This is a genomic window from Actinomadura geliboluensis (assembly GCF_005889745.1).
Lineage (GTDB): Bacteria > Actinomycetota > Actinomycetes > Streptosporangiales > Streptosporangiaceae > Spirillospora > Spirillospora geliboluensis.
In genome coordinates, this window is record NZ_VCKZ01000275.1 from 1 (window position 1) to 12,778 (window position 12,778).

12 protein-coding genes are annotated in these 12,778 nt (G+C 75.0%); 9 read left to right on the top strand and 3 right to left on the bottom strand.

The window, feature by feature from the left end:
* The first annotated feature begins 113 nt into the window (after positions 1 to 113).
* The 4 genes from ETD96_RS30190 (at position 114) to ETD96_RS30205 (ending at position 5,380) form a co-directional block, all read left to right on the top strand.
* Positions 114 to 680: a monovalent cation/H+ antiporter complex subunit F gene (locus tag ETD96_RS30190; protein WP_138639888.1), complete on the top strand. Its 567-nt coding sequence runs from the start codon at positions 114 to 116 to the stop codon at positions 678 to 680.
* Positions 673 to 1,869: a glycosyltransferase family 4 protein gene (locus ETD96_RS30195; RefSeq protein WP_171069301.1), complete on the top strand. Its 1,197-nt coding sequence runs from the start codon at positions 673 to 675 to the stop codon at positions 1,867 to 1,869. The genes ETD96_RS30190 and ETD96_RS30195 overlap by 8 nt, the downstream gene beginning before the upstream one ends.
* 226 nt (positions 1,870 to 2,095) lie before the next feature.
* On the top strand, positions 2,096 to 3,109 hold the full coding sequence (locus ETD96_RS30200) for a TerC family protein (RefSeq protein ID WP_138639889.1): 1,014 nt from the start codon (positions 2,096 to 2,098) through the stop codon (positions 3,107 to 3,109).
* A gap of 75 nt (positions 3,110 to 3,184) precedes the next feature.
* Entirely contained in the window at positions 3,185 to 5,380 is a 2,196-nt protein-coding gene (locus ETD96_RS30205) for an acyl-CoA dehydrogenase family protein (RefSeq protein WP_138639890.1), read from the top strand.
* Between the two features lie 5 nt (positions 5,381 to 5,385).
* Here the strand turns inward: ETD96_RS30205 and ETD96_RS30210 are convergent, their stop codons facing one another.
* The gene (locus tag ETD96_RS30210) at positions 5,386 to 5,733 is read right to left on the bottom strand and encodes a hypothetical protein (protein ID WP_138639891.1); all 348 of its coding nucleotides are present in this window, start codon (positions 5,731 to 5,733) and stop codon (positions 5,386 to 5,388) included.
* A gap of 122 nt (positions 5,734 to 5,855) precedes the next feature.
* Between ETD96_RS30210 and ETD96_RS30215 the strand changes: the two genes are divergently transcribed.
* From ETD96_RS30215 to ETD96_RS30225, 3 genes are read left to right on the top strand one after another with little or no spacing between them, the layout of a single operon-like run.
* Positions 5,856 to 6,284, top strand: coding sequence for a hypothetical protein (locus ETD96_RS30215; protein ID WP_138639892.1), 429 nt, complete (start codon positions 5,856 to 5,858; stop codon positions 6,282 to 6,284).
* The gene (locus tag ETD96_RS30220; protein ID WP_138639893.1) at positions 6,281 to 7,150 is read left to right on the top strand and encodes an AAA family ATPase; all 870 of its coding nucleotides are present in this window, start codon (positions 6,281 to 6,283) and stop codon (positions 7,148 to 7,150) included. The genes ETD96_RS30215 and ETD96_RS30220 overlap by 4 nt, the downstream gene beginning before the upstream one ends.
* 1 nt (position 7,151) lies before the next feature.
* Positions 7,152 to 8,543 carry a vWA domain-containing protein gene (locus tag ETD96_RS30225; protein WP_138639894.1) on the top strand — a complete coding sequence of 464 codons (1,392 nt, stop codon included), beginning with the start codon at positions 7,152 to 7,154 and terminating at the stop codon, positions 8,541 to 8,543.
* On the opposite strand, the gene ETD96_RS30230 is transcribed toward ETD96_RS30225, so the two are convergent.
* On the bottom strand, positions 8,540 to 9,934 hold the full coding sequence (locus tag ETD96_RS30230; protein ID WP_138639895.1) for an MFS transporter: 1,395 nt from the start codon (positions 9,932 to 9,934) through the stop codon (positions 8,540 to 8,542). The genes ETD96_RS30225 and ETD96_RS30230 overlap by 4 nt on opposite strands.
* Positions 9,935 to 10,031: 97 nt before the next feature.
* On the opposite strand from ETD96_RS30230, the gene ETD96_RS30235 reads away from it, so the two are divergent.
* Positions 10,032 to 10,526 carry a winged helix-turn-helix transcriptional regulator gene (locus ETD96_RS30235; protein ID WP_138639896.1) on the top strand — a complete coding sequence of 165 codons (495 nt, stop codon included), beginning with the start codon at positions 10,032 to 10,034 and terminating at the stop codon, positions 10,524 to 10,526.
* 74 nt (positions 10,527 to 10,600) lie between these two features.
* Positions 10,601 to 12,193, top strand: coding sequence for an adenylate/guanylate cyclase domain-containing protein (locus tag ETD96_RS30240; RefSeq protein ID WP_138639897.1), 1,593 nt, complete (start codon positions 10,601 to 10,603; stop codon positions 12,191 to 12,193).
* Here ETD96_RS30240 and ETD96_RS30245 read toward each other — a convergent pair.
* A partial coding sequence (locus tag ETD96_RS30245; protein WP_338072614.1) for a hypothetical protein occupies positions 12,190 to 12,778 on the bottom strand: 589 nt, incomplete at its 5' end. The two genes, ETD96_RS30240 and ETD96_RS30245, sit on opposite strands and share 4 nt — an antisense overlap.

Consider the following 12,778-nt stretch of genomic DNA (forward strand, 5'->3'; position numbering starts at 1 on the left):
GACGACCCCGAACGCGGGCGGCTGCGCGTGCACCGCCTCGCCCGCGGCCCGTCCCCCTTCGAGCGGCGCCTGCGCCGCGCCGGACTCGTCACCGGCCCCGCCCGGGAGGCGCCGTGACGGCCGACGTGCTGAACACCGCGCTGCCCGCCCTGGCCGTCATGGCCGGGGCGCTGCTCCCGGCGCTGCTGGCCACCCTCCACGGCCGCCCCGCCGGGCGCCTCGCCGGGCTGATCGTCACCGGGCCGCTGGTCACCCTCGTCCTGGTCCTGCTCGCCGCCGCCTACGGCCGTCCCGCCTACCTCGACGTCGCGCTGGTGCTGGCGGTCGAGCGGCAGTGGGTCGTCGCCGCCTTCGGCGTCGGCAACGCCCTGGGGATGACCGTCGCCGGTGTGCTGCTGCTGGGCACGCTCGTGCGCGCGCGGGGCGCCGCGGCCGCGCGCGGCCTGCCGCGCGCGCTCGCGGCCGGGGTGCTGGGCGGCGCGGCGGGCGGCGCCGCCGGCTACGCGGTCGCGGCGCTGCTCGGCCCCGGCGGCACCGGCGCGGCCGGCGAGCTGCGCAACGTCGGGACGGGGGCCCTCGCCGCGCTGGTCGCGGGCGCGGTGTTCCTGCTGCTCGCATTCATGATCGACGGCCGCGACCTGCGCGCCGTCCTCACCCGGAAGGTGACACGCCATGGCTGACGGCCGGGACCTGGAGGGCCTGCGCGTCGCGCTCGTCCTCGGCACGAGCGCGGGCGGCGTCGGGCGGCACGTCCGGTCGGTGGCGGCGGGCATCGCCGGCCGCGGCGCCCGGGTGCTGGTGTGCGGGCCCGCGCAGACCGAGGAGCAGTTCGGGTTCGGCGCCGCCGGGGCCCGGTTCGCCGAGGTCGACCTCGCCGACCGGCCGCGCCCGGTGCACGACGCGCGGGCGGTGGCGCGGCTGCGGTCGCTGCTGCGCGGCGCCGACGTCGTGCACGCGCACGGGCTGCGGGCGGGGGCGCTCGCGGTGGCGGCGGGCGCGCGGGTCGCGCCGGGCCCGCTGCGGTTCTCCCGGGGCGGGCCGCCGCTGGTCGTCACCCTGCACAACGCGGTCATCACCGGCGGGCGGACCGCCGCGATCTACGGGGCGCTGGAGCGCGTCGTCGCGCGCGGCGCCGCCCGCGTCCTCGGCGTCTCGCCCGACCTGGAGGAGCGGATGCGCGCGCTCGGCGCCCGGTCGGTCGGGCACGCGATCGTGCCCGCCCCGGCGCCGACGGCGCAGCCGGGCCCGGCCGCGCGCGCCGACCTGCGCGCCGAGCTGGGCGTGGGGGACCGGCCGCTGATCCTGACGGTGGGGCGGCTCGCCGCGCAGAAGGGCCTGCCCACGCTGCTGGACGCCGCCGCTGTCTGGGCGGCCCGCACCCCGCGGCCGCTGGTCGCGATCGCCGGGGACGGCCCGCTGGCCGGCGAGCTGCGCGCCCGGATCGAGGCCGAGGACCTGCCCGTCCGGCTGCTCGGCCACCGCTCCGACGTCCCCGGGCTGCTAGCCGCGTGTGACGTGGCGGTGCTGCCGAGCGTGTGGGAGGGGCAGCCGCTGATCGTCCAGGAGATCCTGCGGGCCGGGCGGCCGCTCGTCGCGACCCGGGTCGGCGGCATCCCCGGCATGGTGGGCGCCGAGCCGCGGCCCGCCGGGGGGTCGCTGCTGCAGGGGCCGGAGAGCAGGGCGGCGCTGCTGGTGCCGCCGGGCGACCCGGAGGCGCTGGAGCGCGCGGTGAGCCGGGTGCTGGACGACCCGTCGCTCGCGGCGCGGCTGGGCTCGGCGGCCGCCGAGCGCGCGGCGGCGCTGCCGGGCGAGGACGACGCCGTCGAGCAGCTCGCCGGGGTCTACCGGGAGCTGGCCGCCGGGCGTTAGACGCCCGAACCGGGGACAGGGTTCGGAACGGGCTCGGAAAAAGACCGCCGGACCGGGAACCGCCCCGCCGCGGCCCGCGTTCAAGTAGGCAAGTGGAGGGGAGTATCCCCGCGCGCGGTTCTCGTCAGTACGGTCGGCCCATGCCGGCCCGGGTTCCGCGGCCCGCATTCTCTTCAGGGCGGGAGAGACCTCCAGCGCTCGTTCGTGTCCGCTGGAGGTGTTCACGTTGTCCGTGTCCCCGCTGGTGTGGGGCCTCACCATCGCAGGCATCCTCGCCGTCATCGCCACCGACCTGTTCCTGATCCACCGCAACGACACGCGGGAGTTCACCACCCGCAGGGCCGCGTTCTGGTCCACGATCTACATCGGCCTCGCGGTGGCGTTCGGCGTCGGCGTCTGGCTCTTCGCCGGCGGCCGGTACGCCGGCGAGTACTTCGGCGGGTTCGTCACCGAGAAGAGCCTCAGCGTCGACAACCTGTTCGTCTTCATGGTGATCCTCGCCCGGTTCGCGGTGCCGAAGCAGGCGCAGCACACCGTGCTGATGGCGGGCATCGTGATCGCGCTGCTGCTGCGCGGCCTGTTCATCGCGGTCGGCGCCGCCGCGGTCTCCACCTTCACCTGGGTGTTCTTCCTCTTCGGCGCGTTCCTCATCTGGACCGCGATCGGGCTGGTGCGCGGCGACGACGAGGACGAGGTCAACGAGAACGCCCTGCTGCGGTGGGCCAAGCGCGTCATCCCGACGTCCGACGAGTACGACGGCAGCCGGTTCACGACCAGGCAGGGCGGGCGCCGGCTGCTGACCCCGATGGCCATCGTCATGATCGCGATCGGCTCCACCGACGTGCTGTTCGCGCTCGACTCGATCCCGGCGATCTTCGGGCTGACCACCGAGCCGTACCTGGTGTTCACCGCCAACGCGTTCGCGCTGATGGGCCTCGTCCAGCTGTACTTCCTGCTCGGCGGGCTCACCGACCGGCTCGTCTACCTCGCGCACGGGCTGGCGTTCATCCTCGGCTTCATCGGGGTCAAGCTGATCTTCCACGCGCTGCACGAGTACGGTGTCGCCTGGGCGCCGGAGATCCCGATCTGGCTGTCCCTCGCGGTGATCGCCGGGACGCTCACCGCCACCACCGTGGCGAGCCTCGCGGTCGGCGGCGGCAAGTCCGGCAAGGCCGTCGAGGGCGCGCCTGCGGAGGCCGGCGCGGCGGAGCGGGACGCCGCCGCGACACGCGAGAGCTGAGACCCGCCTCTCCTCCCACTGATCCGAATCCTGTTCTAGAATCTCGGTCAAAAGGGTCTGAGAGAGGGTTGACGCATGGCCATCGGGCTGACCGAGGAGCACGAGGCGCTCGCCGAATCGGTGCGCGGCTTCGCCGAGCGCAACATCCCGGCGACGGCCGTCCGGGCCGTGCTGGACGCCGACGAGGAGACCAGGCCGGGCTTCTGGCCCGCCCTGGCGGAGCAGGGCCTGCTGGGCCTGCACCTGGACGAGGAGCACGGCGGGCAGGGCTACGGCCTGCTGGAGCTGTCGGTCGTGCTGGAGGAACTGGGCCGCGCCGCCGCGCCCGGCCCGTTCCTGCCGACCGTCCTCGCCAGCGCCGTCATCGACGCGTCCAGCAACGCCAAGCTGCGCGCGGAGCTGCTGCCCGCGCTCGCCGACGGGTCCAAGACGGCCGCGGTCGCGCTGGACGGCGCGCTGACCGGCGGCCGCGAGGACGGCTCCCTGGTCGTGTCCGGCACGTCCGGCACGGTGCTCGGCGCCGCGCTCGCCGACGTCGTCGTCCTGCCGGTCGCGGCCGACGACGGCGAGCAGTGGGTCGCGGTGGACGCCGCCGACCTCGCCGTCACCCCGGTCGCGAGCCTGGACCGGGTCCGCCGCGTCGCCGCCGTCGAGGCGTCCGGGGTGGCCGTCGCCGCCGACCGCGTCCTGGACGGCCTCACCGCCGGCCGGGTCGCCGACCTCGCCGCCGCGCTGTTCGGCGCGGAGGCGGCCGGGCTCGCCGGGTGGCTGGTGGAGACCGCCGCCGAGTACGCCAAGGTCCGCGAGCAGTTCGGCCGCCCGATCGGGCAGTTCCAGGGCGTCAAGCACAAGGCCGCCCGCAGCCTGATCGCGCTGGAGCAGGCCCGCGCCGCCGCCTGGGACGCCGCCCGCGCGCTGGACGAGGGCACCGAGGAAGCCGGGTTCGCCGCCGCCGTCTCCGCGGTGATCGCGCTCGACGCCGGCGTGCAGACCGCCCGCGACGCCATCCAGATCCTCGGCGGCATCGGGTTCACCTGGGAGCACGACGCGCACGTCTACCTGCGCCGGGCCCTCACCCTCCGGGCGCTGCTCGGCCCGTCCAAGGACTGGGCCGCCAAGGTCGCCGAGCTCGCCCTCGCCGGCGGCCGCCGCGAGGTCGTGCTGGAGCTCGACGAGGACGCGCAGCCGCTGCGCGAGCGGGTCCGCGCCGAGATCGCCGAACTGGCCGCGATCGAGGACAAGGACGCGCTGGCCGCCCGGATGGGCGACGAGGGCTGGACCGTCCCGCACTTCCCCAGGCCGTGGGGCCGGGAGGCTGGGCCGGTCGAGCAGATCCTCATCCAGCAGGAGCTGAAGGCCGCCAAGGTCAAGGCCCCGAACCTCGGGATCGGCGCGTGGCTGGTGCCGTCCCTCGTCCGCTACGGGTCGGACGCGCAGAAGGAGCGCTTCCTGCGCCCGACGCTGCAGGGCAAGATCGTCTGGTGCCAGCTGTTCTCCGAGCCGGGCGCGGGCTCCGACCTCGCGTCGCTGTCGATGAAGGCCGAGCGGGTCGAGGGCGGCTGGAAGCTCACCGGGCAGAAGATCTGGACGTCGCTCGCCCAGCACGCCCAGTGGGGCTTCTGCATCGCCCGCACCGACGTCGACGCGCCGAAGCACGACGGCATCACCTACTTCCTCGTCGACATGAAGGCGGAGGGCGTGGACGTCCGGCCGCTGCGGGAGCTGACCGGCGACGCGCTGTTCAACGAGGTGTTCCTGGACGGCGTGTTCGTCCCGGACGAGCAGGTCGTCGGCGAGGTGAACCAGGGCTGGCAGGTCGCGCGCAACACCCTGTCCAACGAGCGGGTGTCGCTGTCGACCGGCGGCGGGCTCGGCATGGGCGTGCCCGAGCTGCTGCGGTTCTTCGCGAACCGGGAGCCGGACGCCGTCGGCGCGGCCGAGGTCGGCAAGCTCGTCGCGCAGGGCCAGTCGATCGACCTGCTCGGCCTGCGCACCACGCTCAAGCAGCTGAACGGCGTGGAGCCGGGCGCGGAGGCCAGCGTCCGCAAGCTCCTCGGCGTCCAGTTCAACCAGGACGTCGCCGACTACTGCTGGGCGGCGCAGGGCACGGCCGCCACGACCGAGGTCCCGATGGCCGAGAGCGGCATCGTGGGGCGCGCCATGCTGTTCAGCCGCGCGATGACCATCTACGGCGGGACGACCGAGGTGCAGCTCAACATCATCGGCGAGCGCATCCTCGGGCTGCCGCGCGACGCCGAGCCCGGCAAGTAGCGCCGCTACCGGCGCGGACGGAAGGTGTAGGTGACGTTCACCAGCACGACGCCGGCGATGGCGAAGATCAGGCCGGGCAGGCCGGCGTTGACGACGCCGATCGCGCTCAGCGGGATGGCGGCGAGCAGCGACAGCACCGCCATGGCCAGGCTGTGATCGCGCTCGCCGCCGCGCCGCGGCTCCGGGGCCGGACGGGTCCGGGGCCGCGGCGCGGCGGCGGTGCGCGCGTCGAAGGCCTCCTCGATGCGGTCGACGACCGTCTCCAGGAACGCCTCGTCGTAGTCGGGCCCGAGCTCGCGCCGGGCCGCCATCGCCGCGGTGAGGTCCTCGCGCGGCAGTCGTGGGGACGTCATGTCCCGGTTATAGACGGGCGGGCGGCGGAGCCGCGTCCCCCCGTGGGACGAACCGGCCGGTACCCCCCAGGTAGCAACCGCATTACACTGCCGCTTTCGCCCCAGACCCCCCGGAGGTCCGCGTGACGCGTCGGAGCGTCCTCGCCGTCTGTGCCGTCAGTGCCGCCGCGCTCGCGCTGGGCGGCTGCGGCGGAGGCGGGGAGAAGGGGGCGGCTGCGGGCGGCCCATCCGCGGCGGCCACGACGCTGGCGCCGCTGCCGGCGGTGAAGCCGTCCGACGTCAAGCCGCTCGTCGGACGCTGGGTCGGCACGGCCGAGGACTACTTCCAGTTCACGGCGGACGGCAACGGTGTGTGGATGCGGGGCGGGCAGAAGCTGTGGAGCGGCGCCGCCATCCCCGAGGGGGACGGCAAGTTCCGGTTCTCGTGGCAGGGCGGCGACCCGCAGATCGCCTCGTACTGGGGCGTCACGCTGGAGAGCAGGTCCACGCTCGTCTTCGCCGGGACCAACCAGAAGTACAAGAAGGCCGTCGCGAAGAAGGGCAAGGGATGACCGACGCGATGTTCTCCTCGCCCGCGGACGTCGAGGCGAGGCTGGCCGAGGCCGGCTACCTCGCGGACGAGGCGATCGCCACCACCGTGTACCTCGCGCAGGCGCTCGGCAAGCCGCTGCTCGTCGAAGGCCCCGCAGGGGTCGGCAAGACCGAGCTGGCGAAGGTCGTCGCGGCCTCGACCGGCGCGGAGCTGATCCGGCTGCAGTGCTACGAGGGGCTGGACGAGGCCCGCGCGCTGTACGAGTTCAACTACAAGAAGCAGCTCCTCGCCATCCAGGCGTCGCCCGCCGACCGGGGCTGGCAGCAGACCCACGACGACATCTTCTCCGAGGAGTTCCTGCTGGAGCGGCCGCTACTAGCGGCGATCCGGCGCACCGGCCCGACCGTCCTGCTGATCGACGAGGCCGACAAGGCCGACGTCGAGGTGGAGGGCATGCTGCTGGAGGTCCTGTCGGACTTCCAGGTGACGATCCCCGAGCTCGGCACGGTCGGCGCGGTGCGCCGCCCGTTCGTGCTCATCACCTCCAACGCGGCGCGGGAGCTGTCGGAGGCGCTCAAGCGCCGCTGCCTCTACCTGCACCTGGACTACCCGTCGGCGGAGCGGGAGCGCGAGATCGTGCTCGCGCAGGTGCCGGGGATCGAGGCGGAGCTGGCCGAGCAGCTCGTCCGCACGGTCGGGACGCTGCGCGACCTGGAGATCAAGAAGGCGCCGTCCATCGCCGAGACCGTCGACTGGGCGCGCACGCTGCTCGCCCTCGGCCTGGACGAACTGGACGAGGCCGCCGTCGCGCGGACCCTCGGCGTCGTCCTCAAGCACGTCTCCGACCAGCGGCGCGCCGCGACGGAACTGGGGCTGCGGGGCTGACATGGCATCGCTCGTCGACCGGCACACGGGGTTCGTCGCGGAGCTGCGCCGGGCCGGGCTGCCGGTGTCGGTCGCCGAGGGCCTGGACGCGGTCCGCGCCATGCAGGCGATCGACCTGCTCGACCGGGAGTCGCTGCGCGCCGCCTACGCCGCGACGGTCGTCAAGCGGCCGCAGCACCGCCCGACGTTCGACACGCTCTTCGACCTGTGGTTCCCGGCGGCGGTCGGGGACGGCGCGGCGGCGCCGCCGGAGCCCCCGGGGCGGACGCTGAACGACGACGGGCGGCCCGTCCCGCCCGCGCTCGACCCGCGGGTGCGGGCGCGCCGGGACGAGCTGGCGGAGCTGCTGCTGTCCGGCGACGACGCGGGCCTGCGGCAGTTCGCCCGGTCGGCCGTCGCCGAGTACGGGCGGACGCCGGGGCAGGAGTCGTGGTTCTCCTCCGGCGTCCTGAACGCGCTGTCGCCGGACACGCTGATGGCGCGGCTGCTGAACGCCGTCCTCGGCGGGCAGGAGCGCGGCGGGATGGCCGAGCGGGTCGCGCGCCGGACGTTCCGCGACCGCATCGCCCGGTTCCAGGACCTCGTCGGCGCGGAGGTGCGCCGCCGCATCGCCGAGGACACCGGCGTCGAGCGGACCGCCCGGATCACCGTCCGGCCGCCGCTGGAGCGGCTCGACTTCGCCGGTGCGAGCCGCGCCGAGATGGCGGCGCTGCGCCGCGAGGTGCATCCGCTGGCGCGCCGGCTCGCGGCCCGGCTGGTGCAGCGGCAGCGGCACGGCCGGCGCGGGCGGCTGGACTTCCGCCGGACGGTCCGCGCGTCCCTGGCCAGCGGGGGAGTGCCGCTCACCACCCACCACCGGCCGCCGCGCCCGCACCGGCCCGAGCTGGTGGTGCTGTGCGACGCCAGCGACTCGGTGTCGGCGTTCGCGCACTTCACGCTGCTGCTGACGTTCGCGCTGCGGGAGCAGTTCAGCAAGGTCCGCGCGTTCGCGTTCATCGACACCACCGACGAGATCACCAAGTACTTCGCGCCGGGCAGCGACGTCGTGGACGCGATGGCCCGCCTCGCCGCCGAGGCCGACCTCGTCTGGATCACCGGCCGGTCCAACTACGGCCACGCCATCAAGGTGTTCGACGAGCGGTACGGCGACGCCGTCACGTCCAAGACGGCGCTGCTGATCCTCGGTGACGCGCGCTCCAACTACGGGGAGCTGTCGCTGCCGGTCCTGGAGTCGCTGGTGGACCGGGCCCGGCACGCGTACTGGCTGAACCCCGAGCCGCGCGGCCGGTGGGACACCGGCGACTCCGCCGCGTCCCGCTACGGCGAGCTGGTGCCGATGTTCGAGTGCCGCAACCTGACCCAGCTCGCTGCCTTCATCGAGGAACTGGCTTAGGCGGGGGCGCGGCGGTCGCGGATGACCAGGGCGAGGGCGGCGTAGGCGAGCCCGGCGACCGCGGAGACGACCAGGGCGGTGTTGGTGCCGTGCGCCAGGGCGGCGGGGCCGTGCCCGGAGCCGGTCGCGACGGCCCCGACGATCGCGACGCCCAGCGACGCCCCGATGTAGCGGGCGGTGTTGTTGGCGCCGGCGCCCATGCTGGCCCGGTCCGCGGGGACGCTCTCCACGGCCAGCCGGGCGAGCATCGCGTTGGTGAGGCCGCTCGCGACGCCGGCGACGGCGAGGCCGGGGGCGAGGCGCCACCAGTGCCCGTCCGGGGCGAGGCCGGCCATCGCGAGCTCGCCGGCGGCGCCGAGCGCGAACCCGGCGGCCAGCAGGCGCCGGACGGGCAGCCGCGCCGGGAGCCGGTGCGCCTGCATCGCGACGGCGAACGACAGCGTGGACCAGATCGCGAGGACGAGCGCCGCCTCGACCGGTGACAGCCCCATGACCAGGGTCATCATCGTCGCCAGGTAGGTCATGATGCCGATCACGGAGAGCCCGGTGGCGAGCGCGCCCGTCACCGACAGCAGGAACGCGGGCCGCCGGAACAGCGCCAGGTCGACCAGCGGTTCCCGGCGGCGCGCCTCGACCAGCACGAACGCGGCGAGCAGGACGGCCGCCGCGGCGAACAGCGCGAGGACGCCCGGCGCCGTCCAGCCGGTGCGGCCCCAGGTGATCGCCGCGGTCAGCGCCGCGACGCCGAGGCTCATCGTGGCGAGGCCGGGGACGTCCACGCCGCGCGGCCGCTCGGCCCGGGACTCCTCCAGCGCGCGGGCCGCCGCGGCGGCGAGCAGGACGGACGCCGCGACCGTCGCCCAGTACCAGAGCCGCCAGCCGCCGAGCACGGTCAGCCCGGCGGCGCCGATCGGGCCGAGCGCGATGCCGAGGCCGACCATCGCGCCCCACATGCCGGTGGCCCGCGCCCGGCGCGGCCCCTGCCCGAACGAGGCGCCGATGATGCCGAGCCCGGTGACCAGCAGCGCGGCACTGGCGGCGCCCTGCGCGATCCGGCCCGCGACGAACACCGGCGCGTTCGGGGCGAGCGCGCACGCCACGCTGGAGGCGGCGAGCGCCGCCGCGCCGATCACGAACGTCCGCTTGCGGCCGTGGTCGTCGGCGAGGCCGCCGGCGGCGAGCAGCGCCGCGGACAGGCCCAGGCTGATCGAGCTCATCAGCCAGATCTGCGCGGTCGCGCCGGCGTGCAGGCCGCGCGCGGTGTCGGCGAGCGTCGCCGCGGGGGCGCAGTAGTTCATCAGGGCCAGCAGGGTCGCGGCGGCCGGCAGCGCCAGCGCGGCGGGCGGGCCGGACGCGCGGCGCGCCGCGCGCGGTGCGGCCAGGGTCGTCATGCGATCTCCGATCAAGTTCAGTGAACGAACTGAATGCCGCGCTACGGTAGCACGCGTGGTTCGGTCAATGAACTACCTGGCGGGTAATGTGGGACGCATGGCACTCGGCAAGGACTACGCGGCGCAGGACTGCTCGCTGGCCCGCGCGCTGGAGGTCGTGGGGGAGCGCTGGACGCTGCTGATCGTCCGGGACGCCTTCTACGGCGTGCGCCGGTTCAGCGACTTCCTCGTGCACCTCGACATCCCGCGCGCCGTGCTGTCGGCGCGCCTCCAGTCGCTCGTGGAGGCCGGCGTCCTCGCCAAGGACGAGCACGACTACGTCCTCACCGAGGCGGGCCGGGAGCTGTGGCCGGTCGTCCACACGCTCGCCCGCTGGGCGGAGGACCACCTGTCCGCCGAGGCGTGCCGCGTGTTCCTGCACGCCGGCTGCGGCACCCGGATCGGGCCGGACGGGATGTGCGCCGCCTGCGAGCGGCCGGTCCGGCCGGAGGAACTGGAGATCCACGCCGGTCCCGGCGTCCGGCGCCGCACCGACCCGGTCAGCCTGGTGCTGCGCTCGCCGCACCGGATGCTCGACCCGATTCGCACCTGAGTGAGCAATCCCTCGCCGAGATCGCGCGTTCCGGACGGGGATATGCGAGTTATGACCGGATAACCTGCACGCCCATGGAGACCGAGAAGGCGACGCCTGCGCCCCGGCCCAGGCGGATCATCTTCGGTCCCCTGTGGCGGTTCATCGACGGCGCCCCCGGCGACTCGCGCGCCCGGATCGCCCGCCGCGCCCGCGTCCTCGTCACGATCGCCACCGGCCTCGCCAACCTCGGCGGCGCGCTCGTCGTGCTCGCGTTCACGGTCGTCGTCCCCGACCCGGTCGGGCACGTCTCCGAGCGGCTCCGGCTCATCAACCTGAGCGTCTTCACCGCCTACGTGGCCGCGGCCGTGCCCGTCGGGCTGCTGCTCGGCGAGCGGTTCTTCCGCCGCGTGCGCCGCCTCGTCGAGCGGCACGGCGAGCCCGACCGGCACGAGCGCGCGCTGCTGCTGTACGGGCCGCTGCGGCTGATGGCCCTGCACCTCACGCTGTGGGGCATCGGGACGGTCGGCTGGGTCGTCATCAACGCCCCGTTCTCCGGCCTGCTCGCCGTCAAGCTCGGCCTGACGAGCCTGCTCGGCGGCCTCACCACCTGCACGATCGTCTACCTGCTCACCGAGCGGCTGCTGCGCCGCGCGGTGACCACCGCGCTGCGCAGCGAGGTGCCGAGCCGCACCGGGCTGCCCGGCGTCGTCGCCCGCTCGGTGCTCGCCTGGGCGCTCGGCACCGGCGTCCCGATCCTCGGGCTGATCACCCTCGCGATCGGCAGCTTCCTCATCGCGAAGATCACCGTGCGGGACTTCGCGGTCGCGGTGCTCGCGCTCGGCGGCATCGCGCTGCTCGTCGGGCTCGGCGTCACCTACACCGCCGCCCGCGCCATCGCCGACCCGGTCGAGTCGGTGCGGGCCGGCCTCGCCCGCGTGCAGCGCGGCGACCTGGACGTCGAGGTCCCCGTCTACGACGCCAGCGAGGTCGGGCTGCTGCAGGCCGGGTTCAACCACATGGCCGCCGGGCTGCGCGAGCACGAGCGGCTCCGCGACCTGTTCGGCCGGCAGGTCGGCGCGGACGTCGCACGCGTCGCCGTCGAGCGCGGCATCGACCTCGGCGGCGAGCTGCGCGAGGTCGCGGTGATCTTCGTGGACCTGATCGGGTCCACCCGGCTCGCCGCCGACCGGCCGCCCGCCGAGGTCGTCCGGCTGCTGAACGAGTTCTTCGCCGTCGTGGTCGAGGTCATCGGCGCGCACGGCGGATGGATCAACAAGTTCGAGGGGGACGCCGCGCTCGCGATCTTCGGGGCGCCGCTGCCGCTGGAGGGCGCCCCGAGCCGCGCGCTCGCCGCGTCCCGCGAGCTGGCCGCCCGGCTGCGCGCCGACGTCCCCGACCTCGCGGCGGCCATCGGCGTCTCGGCGGGGGAGGCCGTCGCCGGGCACATCGGCGCCGAGGAGCGCTTCGAGTACACGGTGATCGGCGACCCGGTGAACGAGGCCGCCCGCCTCACCGACCTGGCCAAGGGCACCGAGGAGCGCGTCCTCGCGGCGGGCTCGCTCGTGGACCAGGCCGACCCGGACGAGAAGGAGCACTGGCTCATCGGCGAGGAGGTCACCCTCCGCGGGCGGACGCAGGCCACGCGGCTCGCCTCGCCCTGCGAGCCCGAGCGCGTCACCAGTTAGGACGAGCCGAGGGTGGCGCGGTTCAGCGTCGTGTAGAACGGCGACTCCGACAGCCGCGACCCCTTCTCCTCGCCGATGTAGACGTCGGCGTGGTTCTCGCCCCCGTAGCCGGGGCGGAACAGGTCGGTGACCGTCCAGCGGGCCTCGCGGAACGCCTCGCACACCGGCCCCTCGATCGGGCGGCCGTGCGCGTCCTCGCCGCAGCCGACGATCGCGAACCGCTGCCCCCGCGCCAGCACCGACTTGTCGGCCGCCGCCGACGCCCACGCCTTCAGCGGACGGCCCTGCGAGTCGCGCGTCGTGTCGTCCAGCCAGAACCCGACGCTGTGCGACCAGTTCAGGTACCGGCCCCGCTGCGGCCCGGCGGTGATGCGGCCGCTGCCCTCCATCTGGACGACCTTCAGGAAGTCCTCCGGGTAGGAGCCGAGTGGTTCCTTGCCGTGCGAGCAGTGGAACCGCGTGCAGCCCCGGACGGCTTTGCGCTTGCCGTCGTAGAGGCTCTCAAGCGCCGTGTAGTAGGTGGTGACGCGCCATCCGCCCGGCCGCCCCAGCGGCACCGAGGCGGACGCGGGCGCCGACACGGCC

Coding starts and splice junctions, on each gene's coding strand:
- ETD96_RS30195 (WP_171069301.1), top strand. CDS start 673: ATGGCTGACGGCCGGGACCTGGAGGGCCTGCGCGTCGCGCTCGTCCTC.
- ETD96_RS30235 (WP_138639896.1), top strand. CDS start 10,032: ATGGCACTCGGCAAGGACTACGCGGCGCAGGACTGCTCGCTGGCCCGC.
- ETD96_RS30220 (WP_138639893.1), top strand. CDS start 6,281: ATGACCGACGCGATGTTCTCCTCGCCCGCGGACGTCGAGGCGAGGCTG.
- ETD96_RS30205 (WP_138639890.1), top strand. CDS start 3,185: ATGGCCATCGGGCTGACCGAGGAGCACGAGGCGCTCGCCGAATCGGTG.
- ETD96_RS30225 (WP_138639894.1), top strand. CDS start 7,152: ATGGCATCGCTCGTCGACCGGCACACGGGGTTCGTCGCGGAGCTGCGC.
- ETD96_RS30240 (WP_138639897.1), top strand. CDS start 10,601: ATGGAGACCGAGAAGGCGACGCCTGCGCCCCGGCCCAGGCGGATCATC.
- ETD96_RS30230 (WP_138639895.1), bottom strand. CDS start 9,934: ATGACGACCCTGGCCGCACCGCGCGCGGCGCGCCGCGCGTCCGGCCCG.
- ETD96_RS30210 (WP_138639891.1), bottom strand. CDS start 5,733: ATGACGTCCCCACGACTGCCGCGCGAGGACCTCACCGCGGCGATGGCG.